21 protein-coding genes are annotated in these 20,121 nt (G+C 54.2%); 17 read left to right on the forward strand and 4 right to left on the reverse strand.

Annotated elements, in window-relative coordinates; all coding sequences use genetic code 11:
* Positions 1–278: 278 nt before the first annotated feature.
* Entirely contained in the window at positions 279–1,214 is a 936-nt protein-coding gene (locus COA55_RS08995) for a hydroxymethylglutaryl-CoA lyase (RefSeq protein ID WP_290501645.1), read from the reverse strand.
* A gap of 223 nt (positions 1,215–1,437) precedes the next feature.
* Here COA55_RS08995 and COA55_RS09000 point away from each other — a divergent pair, with 223 nt between their 5' ends.
* The 16 genes from COA55_RS09000 to COA55_RS09075 all read left to right on the forward strand — a co-directional run bounded on the left by COA55_RS09000 (position 1,438) and on the right by COA55_RS09075 (position 15,180).
* Positions 1,438–2,094, forward strand: a complete 657-nt coding sequence (locus COA55_RS09000) for a VOC family protein (protein WP_290501647.1) — start codon at positions 1,438–1,440, stop codon at positions 2,092–2,094.
* The gene (locus tag COA55_RS09005; protein ID WP_290501649.1) at positions 2,091–3,266 is read left to right on the forward strand and encodes an alpha/beta fold hydrolase; all 1,176 of its coding nucleotides are present in this window, start codon (positions 2,091–2,093) and stop codon (positions 3,264–3,266) included. Before COA55_RS09000 ends, COA55_RS09005 begins: the two co-directional genes overlap by 4 nt.
* 115 nt (positions 3,267–3,381) lie before the next feature.
* On the forward strand, positions 3,382–4,236 hold the full coding sequence (locus tag COA55_RS09010) for an alpha/beta fold hydrolase (RefSeq protein ID WP_007148664.1): 855 nt from the start codon (positions 3,382–3,384) through the stop codon (positions 4,234–4,236).
* Positions 4,237–4,320: 84 nt separating this feature from the next.
* Positions 4,321–4,770, forward strand: coding sequence for an OsmC family protein (locus COA55_RS09015; RefSeq protein ID WP_290501650.1), 450 nt, complete (start codon positions 4,321–4,323; stop codon positions 4,768–4,770).
* Positions 4,771–5,026: 256 nt separating this feature from the next.
* Positions 5,027–6,166, forward strand: coding sequence for an acyl-CoA dehydrogenase family protein (locus COA55_RS09020; protein ID WP_007150363.1), 1,140 nt, complete (start codon positions 5,027–5,029; stop codon positions 6,164–6,166).
* 403 nt (positions 6,167–6,569) lie between these two features.
* Entirely contained in the window at positions 6,570–7,709 is a 1,140-nt protein-coding gene (locus COA55_RS09025; RefSeq protein WP_290501652.1) for a YaaC family protein, read from the forward strand.
* A gap of 113 nt (positions 7,710–7,822) precedes the next feature.
* On the forward strand, positions 7,823–9,547 hold the full coding sequence (locus COA55_RS09030) for a hypothetical protein (RefSeq protein WP_290501654.1): 1,725 nt from the start codon (positions 7,823–7,825) through the stop codon (positions 9,545–9,547).
* Positions 9,544–11,241: a hypothetical protein gene (locus tag COA55_RS09035; protein WP_290501656.1), complete on the forward strand. Its 1,698-nt coding sequence runs from the start codon at positions 9,544–9,546 to the stop codon at positions 11,239–11,241. Before COA55_RS09030 ends, COA55_RS09035 begins: the two co-directional genes overlap by 4 nt.
* Positions 11,242–11,416: 175 nt before the next feature.
* Positions 11,417–11,701 (forward strand): hypothetical protein, encoded by a 285-nt coding sequence (locus COA55_RS09040; RefSeq protein ID WP_290501658.1) that lies wholly within the window; start codon positions 11,417–11,419, stop codon positions 11,699–11,701.
* A gap of 63 nt (positions 11,702–11,764) precedes the next feature.
* Positions 11,765–12,226: a hypothetical protein gene (locus COA55_RS09045; protein ID WP_290501659.1), complete on the forward strand. Its 462-nt coding sequence runs from the start codon at positions 11,765–11,767 to the stop codon at positions 12,224–12,226.
* Between the two features lie 120 nt (positions 12,227–12,346).
* On the forward strand, positions 12,347–12,829 hold the full coding sequence (locus COA55_RS09050) for a hypothetical protein (protein WP_290501661.1): 483 nt from the start codon (positions 12,347–12,349) through the stop codon (positions 12,827–12,829).
* A gap of 77 nt (positions 12,830–12,906) precedes the next feature.
* Positions 12,907–13,329: a DUF4259 domain-containing protein gene (locus COA55_RS09055; protein ID WP_273632753.1), complete on the forward strand. Its 423-nt coding sequence runs from the start codon at positions 12,907–12,909 to the stop codon at positions 13,327–13,329.
* 28 nt (positions 13,330–13,357) lie between these two features.
* Complete coding sequence (locus COA55_RS09060) at positions 13,358–13,687, forward strand: hypothetical protein (RefSeq protein ID WP_273632755.1); 330 nt, start codon at positions 13,358–13,360, stop codon at positions 13,685–13,687.
* Between the two features lie 218 nt (positions 13,688–13,905).
* Complete coding sequence (locus tag COA55_RS09065; RefSeq protein WP_290501665.1) at positions 13,906–14,325, forward strand: SRPBCC family protein; 420 nt, start codon at positions 13,906–13,908, stop codon at positions 14,323–14,325.
* A gap of 54 nt (positions 14,326–14,379) precedes the next feature.
* Positions 14,380–14,802, forward strand: a complete 423-nt coding sequence (locus tag COA55_RS09070; protein ID WP_290501667.1) for a hypothetical protein — start codon at positions 14,380–14,382, stop codon at positions 14,800–14,802.
* 48 nt (positions 14,803–14,850) lie between these two features.
* Positions 14,851–15,180, forward strand: a complete 330-nt coding sequence (locus COA55_RS09075) for a YnfA family protein (RefSeq protein ID WP_290501690.1) — start codon at positions 14,851–14,853, stop codon at positions 15,178–15,180.
* A gap of 73 nt (positions 15,181–15,253) precedes the next feature.
* Here the strand turns inward: COA55_RS09075 and COA55_RS09080 are convergent, their stop codons facing one another.
* The 3 genes from COA55_RS09080 to COA55_RS09090 all read right to left on the reverse strand — a co-directional run bounded on the left by COA55_RS09080 (position 15,254) and on the right by COA55_RS09090 (position 18,735).
* Positions 15,254–15,847: a class GN sortase gene (locus COA55_RS09080; protein ID WP_290501669.1), complete on the reverse strand. Its 594-nt coding sequence runs from the start codon at positions 15,845–15,847 to the stop codon at positions 15,254–15,256.
* Positions 15,834–17,807, reverse strand: a complete 1,974-nt coding sequence (locus COA55_RS09085; protein WP_290501671.1) for a marine proteobacterial sortase target protein — start codon at positions 17,805–17,807, stop codon at positions 15,834–15,836. The genes COA55_RS09080 and COA55_RS09085 overlap by 14 nt, the downstream gene beginning before the upstream one ends.
* Before the next feature lie 259 nt (positions 17,808–18,066).
* Positions 18,067–18,735, reverse strand: a complete 669-nt coding sequence (locus tag COA55_RS09090; RefSeq protein ID WP_290501673.1) for a GntR family transcriptional regulator — start codon at positions 18,733–18,735, stop codon at positions 18,067–18,069.
* 161 nt (positions 18,736–18,896) lie between these two features.
* Between COA55_RS09090 and COA55_RS09095 the strand changes: the two genes are divergently transcribed.
* Positions 18,897–20,045, forward strand: coding sequence for an alkane 1-monooxygenase (locus tag COA55_RS09095; RefSeq protein ID WP_290501675.1), 1,149 nt, complete (start codon positions 18,897–18,899; stop codon positions 20,043–20,045).
* Positions 20,046–20,121 lie beyond the last annotated feature (76 nt).

Below are 20,121 nucleotides of genomic sequence, written 5' to 3' on the forward strand. Positions count from 1 at the left end.
CGTCGGTTATTCGCTTCGCTCTTCGGGCCGTCCTGCGGGCGTTTCTTCGTTACGCTCGGTGGCGGCGTGATCCCAGACCAGGAATAAAAGCATTTTCACTACAGAGGGCACAGGGTTCACAGAGGAAGGTGGTTTTCCTCTGTGAACCCTGTACCCCCAGCGGTAAATCAGTCTTAAACGACGTGGGTTATCGCGCCGCCAGCGACGCTCCTACGGAAGAGGGCTTTTCTGTAGACGATTCCCGCTCATCCACGATGAACCTTTTGCTGGGCGATTGATTACCACAGACAGGGCGTCTTGCCCTGTTTTTCCTGGGATTCCATCCAGCTGAGGATGCGCCCGCCCAGTGGGCGCTGGGTGGCCTCCTGTGCCAGCGCCACGGCGGCGCGTAGTTTTTCCACATCAATACCGGTCTTCAGGCCGGCACTTTCCAGCAGGTAGACCATATCTTCAGTGGCCATGTTGCCGGTGGCGCCGGGGGCAAACGGGCAGCCGCCCAGACCGCCCACCGAGGCATCGAAACGGCGCACCCCCAGATCCGCAGCGGCCCAGGCCATGGCGGCGGCCAGCCCGCGGGTGTCGTGCAGGTGCACGTAGAATTTCTCCGCCCCGAATTCGCGGATCAGCGGCGCCATGATGTCCTTCATCTGCTGCGGATTGCCGGCGCCAATGGTGTCGGCAATGGCTACCTCGTCGGAGCCTGCAGCAAACATGCGCTCGCTGAGTTGCTGGGGCAATGTCACTGGCACCGGGCCGTCGTAGGGGCAGGCAAAGGCCCCGGAGATATAGGTGCGGGTGGCAATGCCGTCCGCTTTGGCCGCCGCAATGATGGCTTCACAGCTTTGCGCGGCTTGCTCCAGGCTCATGCGCAGGTTGCGCTCGTTGAAGGAATCGGTGGTGGACAGCACCAGCGCCACCGTGGGGTAGCCCGCATGCCGCGCCAGCTGGTAGCCCTTCAGATTGGGGACCAGGGCCGTGTAGTGCAGAGGGATGTGCAGCGCGTCACCTTGCGGCAGCAGCGGCGTCAGGGCGGCGGCATCGGCCATCTGCGGTATCGCCTTGGGGCTCACAAAGCTCACTGGTTCCAGGTAGCGCATGCCCGCATCGACCAGTAACTGGGCCAGTTTTGCCTTGGTGGCCGTGTCCACGGTTACCGGTTGATTCTGAAGGCCGTCGCGCAGCCCCACTTCGTTGATGATTGCCTGATCTGCCATGGTGCTTGCCGTCGTGCCGAAAGGGGCCCGCAAGTGTGCCATCGCCGCTGGCGTTGTGCACCCTGGCCGGACAGACGGTGGGTTTTGCAGGTGGCCAGAACTGACAGGTTCTTGGTGGTTTCGGTTTTCCTTGGCGGCGGCGTCTGCGGCAATCTTGGGCAAAGAGCCTCATTGCTGCCACAGCGCCAACACCAATAACCAAAGGCAATAACAGGAGCCAACCATGAGCAGCCTGCCCCCCTGCGCCATGCTCAAGCACGTGCATCACAGCGCCTACCGCTGCCGCGATGCAGAGCAGACCCGCTGGTTTTACGAAGAGGTGCTGGGCCTGCCCCTCACCCTGGCCATGGTGTTCGATGAAGAGCCGGGCACCGGGCGCAAGATCGACTACATGCATCTGTTCTTCAAGATGGGCGATGACAATTTCATTGCCTTCTTCGACGCCCCGGAGGGGGCCGATGAAAAAATGTTCCGCCCGCGCAGTGCCTTTGATCTGCACCTGGCCTTTGAAGTGGACACCCTGGACGAGCTGAAGGACTGGCGCCGCCGAATCAACAAGGCCGGCCGCCCCTGCTTTGGGCCCATCGACCACGACTTCATTCACTCCATCTATTTCTTCGACCCCAACGGCATTCCACTGGAGATCACCATCAAGGATGCCTGCTACGAGGCGGTGGTGGCAGAGGATGCTGCCAACGCCCACGGGGTGCTGAAGGCATGGACCGAAAAGACCCGCGCGCTTAAGGAAGACAATTTTGGTGCCGCGGCCCTGGATATGCGTGGCCTGGACATGAGCAAGACTGACTTCTCGAAAGTGAAGGGCGCCATGGACCAGCAGAAGGGCAAACAAAAAGCAGAACAAAAGGACGCCCCGCAATGAGCAAGCATTACGATCGTACCCCGTATCTGGTGACCTTTACGGAGCAATCCAGCTTCAAGGACACCTACGCCGGCCCCATGGACCTGGTGGCGCTGGAATCCCACCTGCTTACCCCGAAAAGCGGCCCGGGCAAGACCGTGGTGATCTTTATGCACCCGGTGGGCGGCGGGGCTTACCTGCCCATGGTCTCGGCGCTGGCGAAAGCGGGGCTCTCCGTCATCTATTGCAACAGCCGTTACCGCGGGGCCGACAGCGCGTTGCTGATGGAAAAAGTGGTGGCGGATCTGGGCGCCTGCGTGCGCGATGCCAAAGAACGGCTGGGTTTTGAAAAAGTGGTGCTGGCGGGTTGGTCCGGTGGTGGCTCCCTGAGCCTGCTGTATCAGGCCGAAGCGGAAGACCCGCAGATCACCCACACCCCGGCGGGAGATCCTTATGACCTCACCGCGCAAAAGCTGATCCCGGCGGACGGCATCATGTTGCTGGCGGCCCATGTATCCCGGGCCATCACCATGACCGAATGGCTGGACCCCTCCGTGAAGGACGAAACCAACCCGGACGATCGGGATCGGGAGCTGGATATCTACCACCCGGATTGCCCCAACCAGCCGCCCTACAGTGCTGCGTTCGTGGCCCGTTTCCGTCAGGCGCAGATCGACCGCAACCGCCGCATTACCGCCTGGGTAAAGAGCAAGCTGGACGATTTTCGCAGCCAGGGTCTGCACACGGAGGAGTACGGCTTCATCGTGCACCGCACCATGTGCGATGTGCGCTGGCTGGACCCACAACAGGACAGCAATGACCGTGCCCCCGGCACCTGTTATCTCGGTGACCCGCAAACGGTGAACAACGGCCCGGTGGCGCTGGCGCGCTTCAACACTCTGCGCGGCTGGTTGAGCCAGTGGAGCTTTGATGATTCCCGCGCCAATGGCCCGGCCTGCGCCGCGCGTATCACGGTGCCGGCCCTGGTGATCGGCAACACTGCCGACAATGCCTGTACTCCCAGCCATACCCAACGGCTCTTCGATGGCTTCCAATCAGGGCAAGCCACCTTGAGAGAAGTGGCCGGTGCCAATCACTATTACTTTGGCCAGAACGACAAACTGGCTGAAGCGGTGGCGCACTGCACCCGCTGGCTGCACGAGCAGGGGCTGCACCAGGCAGGTGTGGAATGATGGGGGGGCAATTGTGAATTCTCTTCACGCCTTGTCCGACAGTCATACCAGCCCGGCTTCATCCTCCCCGGCACTGGCCTAGCGTCAGTAAAAACAACAACGGAGTAATCACGGGATGGGTTTGATAATTTTTCTGTTGGCACTGGCGGTGCTTGCCACGGTGTCCATCACCCTGCTGTTCTACCTGTGCTGGTACTATGATCGCCGCAGTTTTCCGCAACAGGCCGAGCTGCCCGGTGAGCAGCCACTACGGCTGGTGCCCGCCATGTTGGGCATGGCCAAGGAAGCCGCCGCGCTGACGGTTTTGGTGTTCAGTTATCCGTTGCGGTTGATCCACGATACCTCGCCGGCGCGCAGCCGCCATCACGGTGAGCCACCGGTGATTCTGGTCCACGGCTATGGCGGTAACAGCGCCAACTTTTTGTTTATGCAGTGGCGACTGAAGTGGCGGGGCTGGTCCAACGTCTATTCCGTGAGCTATACCCCGCCACACATCAATGCCCGCAAGCTGTCCCAGCAGGTGGTGGATCATGTGGAGCGTATCCTGGCGGCCACGGGCGCGGAAAAAGCCCACCTGGTTTGCCACTCCATGGGCGGCCCGCTGACCCGGTACGCCCTGAAAAACCTGGGCCTGGCCGGCAAGGTGGATCGGGTGATCACCCTGGGCAGCCCGCACTATGGTTCGCGGGTCGCCGGCCTGTTTCCGCCATTGGGTGCTGCCGCCCAGCTGCGCTACCAGAGCCCTTTTATCCGGGAGCTGGCCACTGAAACAACCTGCCCGGGTGGCGCGCGGTACTTTTCCATCTTTTCCAACATGGATAATTTTGTGCTGCCGGTATCCACGGCGGTGTTGCACGGCGCAGAAGAAAATATCCATGTCCCGTATCTGGGCCATTGTGCCTTGTTGTACAGCACGCGGGTGATGGATCAGGTGGAGCGTTGCCTTCTGGCCCCGGTGAAGGACAGCTGATCAGACATTGATCTGAAACATGGTTGCCTTTCCTCTCTTGCCGGATCATGGTGAAAGTGATCACGCGAGAGAGGGAGTTTGACCATGAGTGAATACGGCGCAACAGTGGCCTGGCACCTGCAGCGGGGCACTGAATTCGATTATGAACACTTCAATCGGGACCACGAGTGGACCTTCGCCGGCGGCGAAGTGGTGCAGGCCTCCGGCTCCCCGGAGTTTTACGGCTGCGCCAACCGGGTGAACCCGGACGAAGCCGTCATTGCCGCCACGGCCAGCTGTCATATGCTGACCTTCCTGTCCATCGCCGCCAAGCGTGGCCTCAACGTCCTCAGCTATATTGACCAGCCGGTAGGCACGGTAGAAAAGAACCCGGAAGGCCGCATGGCAATTACCCGGATCGTGCTGCGCCCCCGAGTCGTCTTCGACGGCGAGGAGCCGGATGGCGCAGCCCTGGAAAAACTCCACGACAGCGCCCATCGCAACTGCTTCGTGGCCAATTCTTTGAATGCGGATGTGCGTATAGAGCCAGCCTAGCCCATCGGGCTTCCCTCAAGCCCGACGGATTCTGTAGGAGCGCCCTTCCAGGGCGCGAACCCCCGCACGCCAATCGTAAACACCCAAACTCCAGATTTGCCGGCGCACGCCAAAGGCGTTGATTCGCCTCACCCGTCGGGACCGGACAGTCACCCGGCATTGATGTGGCCGTCACGCCTTAACGCTAGAATGTTGGCCATCGTTAATCGGCACACCCAGGGTGGGCCGCCGCCGTTGACCAACAGGACTAGCCAACATGCTTGACCAGAACGAAATCGAACTGTTTCGCGATAACGTCAAAAAATTCCTCGAAAACGAAGTCGCTCCTCACTATGACCAGTGGGAAAAAGCCGAAATGTTCCCCCGCGAGCTGTGGAACAAGATGGGCGAAAATGGCCTGCTGTGTGTTGACGTCCCGGAAGAATACGGCGGCTTCGGCGCCAACTTCCGCCTGTCCGCAGTGATCGTGGAAGAAGCGTCCCGCGCCGGCTTCGGTGCGCTGGCGTCCAACATCTCCGTGCACTCCGACATCGTTGCTCCCTACATCCTGCACCTGGGCAACGAAGAGCAGAAGCAAGCCTGGTTGCCGAAAATGGTGACCGGTGAAGCCGTAGGCGCCATCGGCATGACCGAACCCGGTGCCGGCTCCGACCTGCAGGGTATGAAAACCCGGGCCGACAAGGATGGCGATGGCTACAGCATCAGCGGCCAGAAAACCTTCATCACCAACGGCCAGCACTGCGACGTGATCGTGCTCGCCACCAAGACCGACCCGAATGCCGGCTCCAAAGGCATGACCCTGTTCACCGTGGATTGCGCACTGGACGGCTTTGCCCGTGGCCGCAACCTGGAAAAAATGGGCCACCACGCGGCGGATACCTCCGAGCTGTTCTTCGAAAACGTGAAAGTGGGCGCCGACCAGATTCTCGGCGGTGAAGGCAAAGGCTTCGCCAACCTGATGAACGAACTGCCCCGCGAACGCCTGATCCTGGCCCTGGGCGCCATCGCCGCCTGCGAAGGCATGATCGAGCGCACCATCGAATACACCAAAGAGCGCATGGCGTTTGGCAAGCCGATCTCCAGCCTGCAAAACACCCGCTTCGTGCTGGCGGACCTGCACGCCCAGGTCGTCGTCAACCGCGCCTACGGTGAGCAGTGCATCGACCAGTACGATCGCAGCGAGCTCACCGCCACCAACGCCTCCATCGCCAAGCTCACTACCACCGAGCTGCAGGGTGTGGTCGCGGATAAATGTCTGCAACTGTTCGGCGGTTACGGCTACATGCAGGAATACCCCATCTCCCGCGACTACGTGGATGCACGCATCCAGCGCATCTACGGCGGCACCAGCGAAATCATGAAGGAAATCATCTCCCGGGAGATTATCGGGCGGTAAGTTGCTTCATTTTTCCGAATAAAAAAACGCGGCCATCGGCCGCGTTTTTTTATGCCTCCTCTTTCTGTAGGAGCACCACTTGAGGTGCGAACCTTAGTGCAGTCAATTCTGACTAGTCCATGCTCAACAGAAAACCCGGCTTATTTGTAGGATATGGCTTACATAAAAAGCTAAACGGTTGATATAAAGTGGGTTTCACTAGGGGAGAGGGTCAAGGAAGCGCAGGAAATAACCCGCTACTTCGACTTTTGTCAGATGATATCAATTCTCGACGGTGCTCCAGATCATTGTGGCCATTGAATTATTTGGCTCAGTGGCTGTTGCCTCGCTAAGAATTATGTCGAAAAAAGATATGTCGAACCGTTCGACTGAATACGCTGTTATACGAAGGAAAGAGGACTGAATGTCTAACGTTAGACCCCAGCGAGACGGACATATACTTCAAGTAAAACAAAGGCCCATCTCGTACACTCGTCACCCAGTAGTCAAAGGTGAAAGACGTTTTGGTCTCCAGACAAGAGTATTTGCTACCAACCCATGGTCTGTTATTCGGGGTGCCTTAACAGAGATAGAGGACGACAATGCCAAACATCAAGCCAACTCGTTTGTCGAGCAGGCGGAAGACTTTTATCGGGCTTATCAGTCTGCACATGAAGTTTCATCAAAGCCTCTTCTTGTCTATTACGCATTACTGAATCTAGTGAAGGCATTTGTGCTTTTCAAAGAGGTAAGGTTTGAATACGGAAAAGCGCAGCACGGTATACAGGAAGGTGTTCATCCGAATGGACAAGAGTTTGATGACTCATTCTTGAAGGCGTTTCGGTCTAGAGGAAATCAGGTAAATATTTTCGATGATTTCAAAACAGCTTTTATGGGTGCTGGGCTTCCAAATAGAGAGAAAGTTTTCGATTTAAAAAATATTCATCCTCAAATTCTACAAGGCCATCGCCTATGGGCGTCCGCTCATTCGTGCCAAGAGCGGTTTGTCGAAATTGAGAGAATTGACTTCATGCAGGATGCTGGTGAGAATCAGATTTGGCTGGTGCTCAATTTTTACGCAGATGATTTGACTCGCTTTGGGATCAGCAGGAAGCGACTTTTGGAGGAAGGAGGTTTAGCTGGTGCTTTTCACAACGTTAAATCTAGCGAAGTGAAAGATGACCGTCTCCTCCTTAAATTTGAGCAGTCGCAACCCCTTGAGTACACCGGTCGCCCAAGTGACAGGCTTGAAGATCTGATTAGCCCAATCAAAAATGAAATTTGGTCCGCTGTTCTGAGGATGCCCCCCTACCGAAAGAATTACGTCTATTTATCACCGGACATTGAGCAAGCGCACAGATTGCCACAAATTTTGTCGATCTATGCATTTGTATATTATTTGGGCTCTGTTACTCGTTATCGCCCCTATTTTTTTGACGATCTACTTAATCGTCCAGACGGTGCTCATATAGAAGAGCTAATATCTAATGTGCCACAGCAATTTCTTTTTCTAATTGCGAGTGAGTTCGCCGGACGGGAGGTGGCCCATGCACCCATCGTATAACAATCGGCTGCACAGCGACCGACTTTCCGCCGCTTCGCGGCTCCAAACCGGCGCGTGAGCCGGGCGTTATGCAATAAGGCCCCACGAATCATAGACGTCTAAGGGAATATATAGTGAAAAGCCTACCGCCTATTCACAAGCTGCTGGAAGACGCTGATCGTCGTGGTGAGTTGATCCCTTTTCTTCTTTCGCATGAGAGTCGTATTCGTAGGCAGGAATATGGCTCCTTGCTATGTCAACTTCATAATTCAGGGAAAATCTCACTGGTTTCAGATGATAATCTAGCCGCCATTGAGCTCCTTGCTCACAACGATTTTTGGTCGGTTATACATTCTTTGGACCAAGCGATCCCCGAACTAAATTGTTCATATCGAGACGTACTGAGGTTAGTCCACACTCTTGTCAGTAAGGCTGGATCAGACGGTGCAGCAGGCATGCCAAATATGTCTCTGGTTAAATGGTGTAAAGCTAATCCTGAAAAGGCTCAACTGATCTTCGAGGAGGCTAAATCTCTCGATACACTGTGCCTTTCACATTGTGTATTTGCGATCCAAGGACTTGGGAGCACAAAGCTTGCGTTCGAGTTGCTAAAACACCCAGACAAAGGCGTTGTCGCGGTGGGGCTGCGCGCTCTTGGGAGGCTTGATATAGACAATGAAGCAGTTGCTAAGCGCGTCATGGATGAGTGTTGCCGAGCCGTCGAGATGGATTACGGTAAAGACGTCAGGTCTTCCGCTATCCAAACCGCTTTCAAAATATGGGAAAAGCTTGGTCCGTCGGAACCATACCGGCAAAAAAAGTTCCTTGAAGCGGTTATCAATGCAAATGAAGGTGATGAGATAGTTCAGATGTCAGCTGCTCTGTTTTATCACCCAAAAGGCTTGGCGGCAGAGAGTATTGATCAGATTTTGGGGGCTTTAGCTGGAGAGGTTTCAAATCCCCAAGCAATCCTTCATTGGTTAGATCATGCCTTACATTCCAATGAAGAAAATTTCGATCTCGATAAAGTGATAGATGTCCTCGCCGCGCAAATCCCGAGGTTGGAGGCCTCAATTGAGCCGAGTAACCTTTACAATTTTTGTCAATGGATTTGGGGAGATCCAGGCAATTCGGCTCAGCTATTTTCGAGTTGGCTTACTAGTGGTCAGTTTGAACTATGTAAATTTCTCGCAAGCATGGCTGGAGAAGGCGGAAAGAAAAACACGATTGTTGATATTTCTAGGGCTATTTTACCGAATGAATTGGTCGATCAGATCTTCATGGCACGAAAGTGCGTTGGTTTTCTATGGTGTCATGAGGTTACTGCCGCGTCTATTTTATTGAGTATCGTCAAAAATGGGAAAAAGGAGGCGCGAGAAGAGGCAGAGAAGCTGTTGTATGATCCATTATTGCTTAGCTACAGCGGTGATCTTCGTGATTTCCTTGAGGAACAGGCTAAAAATCCATCACGGCGCCTCTCCGACTGCATTGGGCACCTTATAAAGCATCATGACGCTTACCTTGCAGGTCTTGAAAAAACAGAACAATTGGTCGAATTTCTTCCCACGATTGCGCAACGCCGTGCCGCAGCGATGAAGGAACGTGAGCGCAATAAGGGCATCCAAAAACAAGCGCATAGAAATTCAATATTCTCCCAGATGGTTTCTCACCAAACGCTTCTTTACGGAAAGAAAACCTTTTCCGTAATTCATGGAGAAGGAGGAAAGAAGATCCCCAGCATAATGCCATTATCAGAGTTTTCTTATAGTGCCGAACTCCCCAGGCTCTCTGTAATTGACCCTGTGGGTTTTAACGAAATGCTCACGGTTTTTAGAATTGAGCAAAAGGTTTCGCTATGAAGATAATTTTGAAAGAGTACCTTGCGTCGCTTAAGGAGCGTGGCGATTTAGATAAATCTGTTTTGCCAAACCTGCTATCTGAGATTGGGCTGCGCGTGCTGAATACACCAATGATAGGGACGAGGCAGAATGGGGTAGATATAGCAGCGGTTGGAAAGGTCAAAGGCGCGGATAAGCATAGATATCTATATCTATTCTGCATCAAAGCGGGAAACATTTCGCGTAGCGATTGGTCGACGGGGATTCAGGCTGTACGTCCAGAACTGGATGAGATTAGAGATGTTTATCTGAGGAGCAACATAGCGCGAGAGTACGCAGACCTTCCGATTAAAATCTGTCTGTGCTGCGGAGGAGAGCTAGAGGAAACTGCTCTTATGAATTGGGCGGGATACACTGATCAGTACACGACGGAGAAAATAAGCTACGAAGAGTGGAATGGAGATCGACTGGCTGATCTCATGATGCGATGTCTCTTAGCCCGTGAACTTTTGGAAGAGGAGCCACGGAGGAACTTCCAAAAGGCTGTGGCAATGGTCAATGAGCCTAATGCTTGTTACGAGTACACGCGCGCCTTTCTCGGAAACCTACTACGAGAAGAGCATGAATCCAAGAAAGATCAGCTTCTTAAATTGCGCCAATCCTTTATCTGTTTGCACGCAGTGATAGCTTGGGCGATTGAGGCTAAAAATTTAGAGAGCGCTTACAAGGTTTCCGAGATTGGCATGCTGTTTTGCTGGAATACAATTCGAAAGCGAGAGCAAAAGAAAAGGCCAACTAAACATGACAATTCTTTAATGTTTATTTTGGATCAGTTCCTGAAACTGTATCTCATGGCATCGGAGATGTACTTTGAAAAAACAGCATATGCATACGGTGATACGCCGCACGCCCTCTCTGTAGCTGTACGATCACGGGAGCCTGTTGATGTTAATCTTGCGATGTTTGAACTCTTAGGAAGATTGGCAATACGTGGAATTTGGACCGATCTTTTTTCAAGGGGGTTACCAGATGCCGATCCGCATTTCTTGAAGTCCTTGGAAGAAAGCACAAATCGCTCACTGGATACGATGGTTTCCGTTATCAATTCTAATCCCACACTCAGTTCGCCGATTCGAGATGATCACATGATTGAAATTGCGTTAGTCATGTATCTTTCTCAGCTAACGCAGTCTGAGTCTCGCTTCCTGCCTTGGCTGAAATCCATTTCCCATAGAACAACTTTCGCTCTTATTACCAATTCCCAGTATCCGACATGTTTGAGCGACTATGCTGACCTATTAGCACATCCAGAAAGTCCAGAACAATCGTACCTTGATGAAGCATGTGTGGGGAGTATTTTATATCCCTATGTCTATTTTTGGATGCAGTACATGGCCAATGAGAAAGATACGGCGGAGTTCACAGGACGGCTAATGAAAAAGATACCGAACTGCACTCATCAGGCATGGTTTCCAGATGAAGATTCCGATGATCTTATTTGGTGTGGTGAGACATATCATGGGATATGTGTGACCGATTTATCGCCTCATAATGGGCATGAAGCATTGGTGGATACATTAAACAAATCCATAGAGGCTTGCACGGCGATAACTGAAATTAGCGCAGTTAAGGCTGGCCTGATTCCCATGTTCTTGACTGCTTGTAGGCACTACCGATTACCTATCCCTCCAAGTTTTTGGTTTCTGCGTGCGTAGGAAAAATTCACAATTTTAATTGACCTGTTTTAATGCTTGGTAACATCAGAAGATTTCTGGCTGCATAGGTTAAATAAAAATGCATAACAAGTTGCTGAACTCGGATAAATTACTCGTTGAGATCCTAATTTACCGGTGAGCAAGGCGTTCGAGTGTTAAAAACCGGAGAGTCTGCTTGGAAAATCGAAGACAAACTCACTTGGAGTCCATCAAAAAAGAGAGTGCCGAAGAAGAGCGTCAGCTTCTACGTATGCTGAAATTGACGCCTTTGATTGTCTTCTACGGCATGTATGTCTCTGGAATTTATAAAGCAGAAGGAATTTTATCTGCTTCAGTTGCCTGGCTGTGGGTTGTTTTTTTGATTGTCGATTGGCCGAAGGGAATCATAAAGAAAACGGGATTGGCCATGGTGTTTGGTGTTTTTCTTCCGTTTGTTGTATTGCCGTATTTGGGTCATTAGTAGAGGCGACAGCCATGTGTTCTGCAAGCTACCCCGTTATGGCAGGAGTGAGATGTCTCATCTATGTTTAGTGTCATGAACCAGCATAAGTATCTCGATATGGTTGAGATACAAGAAACCCATAAAGATTGCTTAAGGATAGTAATAGCTGAGGCTAGAGTATCTGATTCCTATTCGGACATGTCACCAGAAGAAGAGCCCAATGATGCGCTACGTGAGATGTTGGACGAGAGCAATTCCATAGAAGTAACCGACAGCGGTGCTAGCTATGAAATTGTATTCGATAAATACATAGCCTATGCAGTAACGGATGAAAGCTATGCTGGAGGTATAGAGGAAACGTTCGAAGGCGGGTCTGCACGAATTTATTCTAAGTCAGCGTTTTTAAACTATATTAGCCAAGGCACAGTCGCCACTGAAGAGTATCCTGGTCCCTTTGTTCACTACGGATTTTATTGCTTAAACCAAGTGATAGATATTGTTTCTGAATGGCCCCCTACGGTGAAATTAATCAATGCCAAGTAAGCCCGCGAATCACCTCTGCGCGTCAAGGTTTCGGGATCAGGATTTTCCCCCATGCTTCAATGGAAAAAGGCAAGGTCTAGCTCCGATAGTCCTACGTTCAAACTAAAGATGAGTTATTTTATGAACAGATATTTATTAACAATAATACTTTCTTCCATGATTTTTTCCGGCTGCGCTGGAAATCCAGCTAGTGACGCAGCTCTGCGATCGGCCAACCAGGCTTTAGAAAATCAATTTTCACCCTTGCGATATGTGTCGACGCCATCTGACAGCGGGGGATCAATAGCGAATGTTGAGTGGGCAGGGGTTCCCGGGCAAAGCATATCTGAGCGGGCCCCTCAGGTAAGGCAGGACATATTTGGTGCCATAATGAGGAATTGTGATCTTCAATCTTCTGCATTGGCTGAAACGCGTATAGTGAAGCACGAGGTTCCTACGTTTTATGAGGTTTGGGTATTTAATGATCCACTATCGGAGCGCACCGATAAGAAATCGGGCCTTGCCGTTGTAATGACACAACTCCCAAATGGTGGTGGCGTCGATATTCAATACTACGGTGATTGTCACAGCAAGGAGGCTCCTGCCTTCCATTTTTCAAATTGAAGAAATCTAACAAGACCTGACCCTCAATGTTCGCGCTGCGGCTGCGCAAGGTGTTGTGCACACAAAGGAGAGATTTAGTGGGTGCGTGGAGTGAAGATAATTTCGGGAATGACGATGCTGGTGATTGGGTTTTTGAGCTCGAGAAGTCCAAAGGTTTGGATGTGCTAATGAACCCGATAAATCGAGTGCTGAGTGAAGAGGCGTATTTGGAGTCTCCCGATTGTGCTGAGGCTCTTGCCGCTGCGGAAGTTATCGCTGCATCGGTGTCAGGTGACACATCCTTCATCCCCAAAGAGCTTGGGGTTTGGCTCGAAAAGAAGCAGGGCGTTCTGTTTGGAAAGAGGCCTCAAATAGACGCAACTCACGCCATGAAGGCGCTAGCGGCGGTCAAGAAAATCCTCGCTGGCTCTGAACTGCAGGAGCTCTGGGAGGAAGGCGGAGAGAATGGCACGTGGCGCGCGGTACAAAACAAGCTTATTTCAAGGCTCGAAAATGCATAACAAGGCGTGACACGAGATAGGGAAGTCTATGCCGAGTCAAACAGAAGTTTGTAAGAGATTCAGCGCAGAACCTTTGCCCTGCGGTGGTGAAGAAAAGCTTGGGATCGCGCGGGAGACCATTGGCAAACTCCCAATTAACGGTCTCAGGCACAAACCTGAAAATGGCACCTGTGGATGGTATATCTGGTGTGGTGAAGGCATGTCTGAAGAATCCGATTTCTTCAAGCCACTCCATGTTTCTCACATCCGAGAATATCTGCCAGAAATAGAGCGCTATCTGGCACTACCGCCGGGTTTTAGGTTCTTGGTGGCAGGAGATCATGAGGATGTCTGGTATGACCCGGACATTGTCATGTAACAAGGGGCTCAAGCCGACCAGTACTCCGCAGCGCTCCGTCCCGGCGGCTTAGCCCAGGCGGATCACGCGAAAAGCGCGTTTCCGCGGCGTTATTACTTCCTCCCCATCGAAAATAATACACACAGTGTTGTCTATTTCCTTTCTTCCTATTCGACAATCTATTGAGGCATAACCCCCGGCCTCTTTTGATGAATGAATAACCTCGGCTAGGAGTCAGTATGAAGATTGTTATAGAAATGGAAGTGAAGGCGCCCTTGGGCGCGGTTTGGGATGTCTGGGTAGCGCCAGAAGATATTGTTCAATGGAATTTTGCTGTTGATGAGTGGTGTTGCCCTCGCGCAGAGCTGGATTTTCAGGTTGGCGGTAAATTTAATTATCGGATGGAAGCCAATGATGGTTCCGCTGGCTTCGATTTTGAAGGGGAGTTTACTGAAATAGCGCCATTCAAATTGATTCGTTACAGGCTTGGGGATGATCGTGAGGTTGAGGTTTGCTTCATGGAAGTCAAAAACGGCATTAAGGTTGTTGAAACGTTTGTCGCTGAGGACGAAAACTCCGCCGAGAAGCAAAGGCAAGGCTGGTTAGGCATTTTGAGGAATTTCAAGAAGCACGTTGAAAGTAAGTGCAACGTACAATAGAGCGAAGGGGCGCTTTGCGCCCCTTTTCTTGGCTGAGATAAGGCTTCAATGCAAATGAAAATATCGAATGGACTATTGCTGCTGGCCACATTGGTCGTTTCCGGCTGTACCAATGTGGCCGGTGATGTCACCAGAACCTTGAGTCCGGTGTCGTCCGCCCCTCTCGACCGCGCGGCGTTGTTCTCCAGCGCTAATGCGTTTTTCACTGACGCGGGCTACCAGTGCAGGTCGGCTTCTGATACGGAGGATTTTCGCTGCCGCAAAGATCTCCGTGATATCTATATTCACCAGACCCATGCAGTGGTGGAGATTTTCCCGGGCGATGATGGGGGAAATCCTCTGTTGGTGACGACGCGCTGGGATGAAGGGCTGATTCCGGGTGAGTTCATTTCCAGCCAGTTTAGTAATCCGGATGTGGCTGCGTTCTGTGATTACCTTGCGCAGGCGACGCTGGCTGTTTGCCGGAATGCGTCATGACGTGGCCTATGCCCCGGGTGAATGGATGATCAGAGACAGGGCTGGGCTGTGCCGGAAATAAAGACGTTTGCGTTGTTTGTGATTACGGCGCTCGCCGAGATCGTGGGCTGTTACTTGCCGTACCTGTGGTTGCGTGAAGGCAAGTCGGTCTGGTTGCTGGTGCCAGCGGCGCTAAGCCTGGCGTTGTTTGCCTGGTTGCTTTCCTTGCACCCCACTGCAGCGGGCCGGGTGTACGCCGCTTACGGGGGCGTTTATATTTTTATGGCGATTTTCTGGTTGTGGGTGGTGGATGGTATCCGTCCGACGGCCTGGGATTTGCTGGGTTCCGGTGTGGCCCTGTTAGGGATGGCCATCATCATGTTTGCGCCTCGCGCCTGACCGATACCTTCTCCTTGCTGGCCATTCGGCCTGTTCCTTTCTCCTTTTTCCTTTCTGCCTTTTCCCGGCCTGTTTATTGTTCCGCCTGGTTATTTACCGTGTTGCTGGTGGGTGCCGATGTGGCGGTGACCACGTAGCGCAGTGGGCCACCGGGAGTGAGGGCGCCGAAGGGGTAACAGGTGATCATTATCAGCTGTTGGTTGTCCCGGGGGATGTGTAGGGGGTGCTGTTGGCTATTGATGACTTGCTGCCTGCTGATCTGAAAATGCTGCTGTGAACCGTCGGCCAATTGCACGGCGAGGGGCTGGCCAGGGTTCAGGGTTTCCAGAAAGGCGAAGTGGGTGTCGCGGTGGCCGGCCAGGGTGAGGGCCTGGTCGCTGCCGATGCCGCCGGCCAGTCGGCCGGGGCCGAAAGCCAGGGCTTCGCCGCTGGTGCTTTCCAGTACATAGAGGGTTTTCCCGGCGGGGGTGGTGAGCTGTGCCACCGGCCAGGTGTCCGCCCAGGGCCAGGGTCGCTGGGGCTCGCCCTGTTCCAGGGTGGTTTGCCAGGCGTGGGCGATCAGGTGCTGGGCCAGCCAGGCTTTGCCGTCCAGCCAGCTGGCCCAGCCTGCCAACCCCAGAAGCCCCGCCAGACTGAGTGTCAGCACCCCGCGTTCAAGCCGCGCCATGGTTCAGACTCCGCTGACGAAGCCAGAGCAGCAGGCAGACCATCAGCAGCACGCCAGCCAGCCGCCACAACAGCGGTGCCGGTGTAGCCGTGCCCGGCCAGGCCGCAGAGTGTTGCGTACCGTGCGGTGTCTGGTTGCGAATGGTGTCGTGCAGCAGGGGTTCATGGGCGGGCCGGGAGACGGTTTCTTCCACGGCGATAAAGCTGGTGTAGCGGCTGACCAGTTGATGGCGCAGGGCCACGTCGGTGATCAGCGGGGCGATATCCGTTTCCGCAGCACCCAGGGTGATGCGGTCCATCAGGTCAGCGATTTTGCGCCGGGCCCACAGGCTGGCGGTGCCCGGATGGTTGTTGTTGGTGGGCAGGGTGACCGGTTGTTGCCAGTGTTGGGTGCTGTAGCCGCTGACGGTAATGTGCTCCGGCGGCGCGGACAGCTTCATGGCTACCAACAGGGGCTCACCGGCATACAGGTCTGGCAGCTTTTGCGGCCAACGCTCGGCGACGATGCCGTCCGGGAGTTGCACCTGCAGGTTGCGCATCAGCGGCGATTCCAGGCGGCGAAACAGGGTGTCCATGCCTTGTTGCACCTGGTTTTGGTCGTTGATGTAGGTAAAGCTGCCGCGCCCGAACTGGGCGGCGCGGGTCATGAAATGGCTGTTGGGGGCGGAGCCGATACCCACGGTAAACAGGCGGGCTTCACCGAGCTGTTGCTGCAAGGCACGGAAGATGCCGTTCTCGTTACCCACGGCGCCATCGGTAATAAAGATCACCTGGCGCAGGTAGCCGTCGCTGACGGGCTGACTCAGGGTGGCGCTGAGGGCGGGCAGCATGTGAGTGCCGCCGCTGGCTTGCAGGCCATCCACGAAATCTTGCGCCTGTTGGCGGCTGTTATCGCTGACCGTGACCGGCGTTTCAAACAGCAGGGTGTGCTGGCTGTCGAAGTCGGTGATGTTGAAACGGTCGCCGGGCTTCAGGCGCTGCAGGGCCAAGTGCAGGCTGGCCTTGGCCTGGCGCATGGGCGCGCCGCCCATGGAGCCAGAGCTGTCGATGATGAACAGGGTTTCCCGCGGCAGCGCTGTCACTTGGCCGGTTTCCGGCGGAACCACCATCAGCAGGGCATAGTGCTCGCCGTCGATTTCTTCGTGAAAGCGGGTAACCAGTGGTTCGCCGGTGTCTTCCAGTTCCCAGTTGAGCAGCAGATCCCGATCCATGGCGATGGCGCCGGCTTTTGGGGTGATGGTGTAGCGCCGCCCGTGCCGCTGGTAGTGGATGGCGTGGCTGGGGCTGCCCAGCGTGGCCAGCCGCGCACCGGCGTCCAGATCGATATGGACGGACGCGGTGCCGGCATCGGCGGTACCGCCGGGGGCCGCTACGGTGTTGCGTAGCAGGGAATCCAGTGTGTGGGGTGCCTCCGTGGGCGGAGTGAAGCGCGGCGTCAGGGTGAGGGGCAGGCGCAGTTGGAAGCGGTGGCCATCCACATTCAGGGTCTGTTGGTAATGCAGCTCCACTTGCACCGTTTCGCCGGGGGCGATGTTGGCCACGGCGGTGGTAAACAGGTTGGGGCGTTGCTGGCTGACCAGGCTGGCCTTCTTGCCACTGGCGCGGGCCTGTCGGTAGGTCTTTTCTGCTTCGGCCTTCCTGTCGATGCGGCCGACGATGCGCCTGTCTCCGATGGTCAGCACCATGCCGTCCACGGCGGCGTTTTCCGGCAGCGGAAACAGGTAGCGCCCTTCGCGAAACTGCTGGCTGGGATTGTGAAAACGCTGGGTCAGTGTGACCTCTGCCAGCGGGCCGCTGACGGTGATATGGGCGTCGGTGTCCAGCAGGGTGGCGGGCTGAATCTGCCCCTGTTCATCGACCAGCAGCAAGGCGCCGGTGGCAACCTCGTCCTGCCAGGGTTGCCCGTTTGCCTGGGCGGTGAACGTCAGTAGCAGTAGTGAGAAGAAAAGCGTCAGTTTCATGGTGGCCTCCTTGTGATGAGGGCCAGCATGGCAAGGGGATAAGGGCGCTTTATGGGGATTGTGTGGGGGGAGAAGAGAGTTGAAAGTTTAAAGTTCAAAGTTGAAGCGCGGATAGGGTCAGGCGGTGGATTCGATCGTTGGCGCCCGCGCCGTGATGCCGAAGGTTGAAGTGTCTGACCTGGGTGGTTTCTGGCAAGCCCGTCTGAAATGCCGCTTTGTTACCCTTTTCAACTTTGAACTTTCAACTCGTAACTGCCTTTTACGCCGCGTTGCGGCGTTTGGCGATGGCGCGCAGGACGATCTGGCACTGGTTGTCGCCGTATTCGCGGATGTCCGCTTCTGCGTCGGCCACGTTGCGGCCGACGACGTTGACCAGCAGGCGCTTGAAGATCTGTAGCGAGACGTCGAATTCCGAGGTGTCTTCCTGCAGGGCGATAAACGAATAGCGCTTGAGCAGGGGGATCAGGTCCTGAATATCGGTGGCCAGGTAGCGGTTGTGGGCGAAACGCACGGTGGCGATTTCCACAAAGCGGAACGCCAGCTGGTGCGCGGCGCGCAGGTCGTCATTCACAAAGTGCTGTTCCAGCTGGGGCAGCATCTCCACCAGGTCTTCAATATCGCCGGGTTGCCAGCGGGCAGCGGCCTGGCCGGCCAGCCGTGACAACAGCAAGAACAGGAACTCGTACAGGTCGCGTACCTGCTCGTCGGTGACCTCGCAGACGCGCGCGCCCTTGCGCGGCTGAAGCTCAATCATGTGTTGCTTTTCCAGCAGTCTGAAGGCCTCACGGAGTGAGTTAGTGCTTACATCAAGCTGTTTGGCCAGTTCGTTTTCCGGCAGGCGGCTGCCGGGGGCGAGCTCGCCGGTAATGATTTGCTCACCTAGGTGTCGGGCGATTTGCTCGCTGAGGCTGACCGCTTGTAGCGACATGCTGGAGTCCTTGATAAGGCGAGTGTGGTGTGCGGCCATTATCCGCGATCTGGATAAATATGTCATTAATTGAGTTGTTTGACAATTCAGGAAATCATGGATAATGTGATCTTCACATTGATGACTGTTACTGTTTGGCTTGAACTAGCGAGGTGTAAGCCATGTTCGAGAATATGAATGCCGATGTAATGCTAAAAATGAAAAAATACGGGTACCTGGCTTTCTGGGCGATCATGGTGCCGCTGGTGCCTTTTTCCGCCTTTGTGGGCGTGGAAAGTGGCACCCAGGATTACTGGGCCTGGTTCATGTATGCCTTCATTTTCGGGATTATCCCGGTACTGGATTATCTGGTGGGCAAAGACCCGACCAACCCCAGTGAAGATGTGCAGGTCCCCACCATGAGTGAAGAGCTCTTTTACCGGGTGTCGGCGATTGCCATGGGCTTTGTGTGGATTGCGGTGCTGTTCTACGCCGGCCATATCTTTATGACCAATGACTATGGGTTGTTGGGCAAGATTGGTTGGATCGTGTCCATCGGCACGGTGGGTGGCATCATCGCTATTAACCTGGGCCATGAGCTGATCCACAAAGACCCGAAAGTTGAAAACTGGATGGGTGGTTTGCTGCTGTCTACCGTGACTTATGCGGGTTTCAAGGTGGAGCACGTACGCGGTCACCATGTGCACGTGTCTACTCCGGATGACGCTTCTTCAAGCCGTTACAATCAGAGCCTGTACAACTTCCTTCCCAAGGCGTTCGTGCATAACTTCATCAATGCCTGGAGCCTGGAAAAGAAATACCTGGAGCGTAAGGGCAAGAAAAATATCAGCATCTACAATGAGCTTATCTGGTGGTACAGCATTTCTGCCTTGTTCGCGGTGACCTTCGGGCTGTTGTGGGGCTGGCAGGGTGTGGTGTTCTTCCTGGGGCAGAGCTTCTTTGCGGCGCTGGCACTGGAAATCATCAACTATATCGAGCACTACGGCTTGCACCGTCGAGTGAATGAAAAAGGTCGCTTCGAGCGGGTAACCCCGGCGCACAGCTGGAACTCCAACTACCTGCTGACCAATCTGGCCTTGTTCCAGCTGCAGCGTCACAGTGATCACCACGCCTACGCCAAGCGTCGTTATCAGGTGCTGCGTCACTACGAGGAAAGTCCCCAGCTACCGGCAGGCTACGCCACCATGTATGTGCTGGCCCTGATCCCGCCGCTGTGGAAAAAAGTGATGAACCCGCGGGTGGAAGCCTACTACGAAGGCGAACTGGACCAGCTGTTCCGTGACAGCAAGCGAGTGAACAATATCGCGTAAAAGCAGTTAACAGTTAATAATTAAAAGTTAACAGCTAGAACAAGAAAGCCCCGGCATTGCCGGGGCTTTTTTATGG

The sequence above is a fragment of the Alcanivorax sp. genome (assembly GCF_002733835.1).
Classification (GTDB): domain Bacteria; phylum Pseudomonadota; class Gammaproteobacteria; order Pseudomonadales; family Alcanivoracaceae; genus Alcanivorax.

Excerpts from the sequence above, each read along its gene's own strand:
- COA55_RS09095 (WP_290501675.1), top strand. The coding sequence starts at position 18,897 with ATGTTCGAGAATATGAATGCCGATGTAATGCTAAAAATGAAAAAATAC.
- COA55_RS09060 (WP_273632755.1), top strand. The coding sequence starts at position 13,358 with ATGCCGAGTCAAACAGAAGTTTGTAAGAGATTCAGCGCAGAACCTTTG.
- COA55_RS09010 (WP_007148664.1), top strand. The coding sequence starts at position 3,382 with ATGGGTTTGATAATTTTTCTGTTGGCACTGGCGGTGCTTGCCACGGTG.
- COA55_RS08995 (WP_290501645.1), bottom strand. The coding sequence starts at position 1,214 with ATGGCAGATCAGGCAATCATCAACGAAGTGGGGCTGCGCGACGGCCTT.
- COA55_RS09025 (WP_290501652.1), top strand. The coding sequence starts at position 6,570 with ATGTCTAACGTTAGACCCCAGCGAGACGGACATATACTTCAAGTAAAA.
- COA55_RS09050 (WP_290501661.1), top strand. The coding sequence starts at position 12,347 with ATGAACAGATATTTATTAACAATAATACTTTCTTCCATGATTTTTTCC.
- COA55_RS09020 (WP_007150363.1), top strand. The coding sequence starts at position 5,027 with ATGCTTGACCAGAACGAAATCGAACTGTTTCGCGATAACGTCAAAAAA.
- COA55_RS09000 (WP_290501647.1), top strand. The coding sequence starts at position 1,438 with ATGAGCAGCCTGCCCCCCTGCGCCATGCTCAAGCACGTGCATCACAGC.
- COA55_RS09015 (WP_290501650.1), top strand. The coding sequence starts at position 4,321 with ATGAGTGAATACGGCGCAACAGTGGCCTGGCACCTGCAGCGGGGCACT.
- COA55_RS09045 (WP_290501659.1), top strand. The coding sequence starts at position 11,765 with ATGTTTAGTGTCATGAACCAGCATAAGTATCTCGATATGGTTGAGATA.
- COA55_RS09085 (WP_290501671.1), bottom strand. The coding sequence starts at position 17,807 with ATGAAACTGACGCTTTTCTTCTCACTACTGCTACTGACGTTCACCGCC.
- COA55_RS09035 (WP_290501656.1), top strand. The coding sequence starts at position 9,544 with ATGAAGATAATTTTGAAAGAGTACCTTGCGTCGCTTAAGGAGCGTGGC.
- COA55_RS09080 (WP_290501669.1), bottom strand. The coding sequence starts at position 15,847 with ATGGCGCGGCTTGAACGCGGGGTGCTGACACTCAGTCTGGCGGGGCTT.
- COA55_RS09090 (WP_290501673.1), bottom strand. The coding sequence starts at position 18,735 with ATGTCGCTACAAGCGGTCAGCCTCAGCGAGCAAATCGCCCGACACCTA.
- COA55_RS09070 (WP_290501667.1), top strand. The coding sequence starts at position 14,380 with ATGAAAATATCGAATGGACTATTGCTGCTGGCCACATTGGTCGTTTCC.
- COA55_RS09065 (WP_290501665.1), top strand. The coding sequence starts at position 13,906 with ATGAAGATTGTTATAGAAATGGAAGTGAAGGCGCCCTTGGGCGCGGTT.
- COA55_RS09005 (WP_290501649.1), top strand. The coding sequence starts at position 2,091 with ATGAGCAAGCATTACGATCGTACCCCGTATCTGGTGACCTTTACGGAG.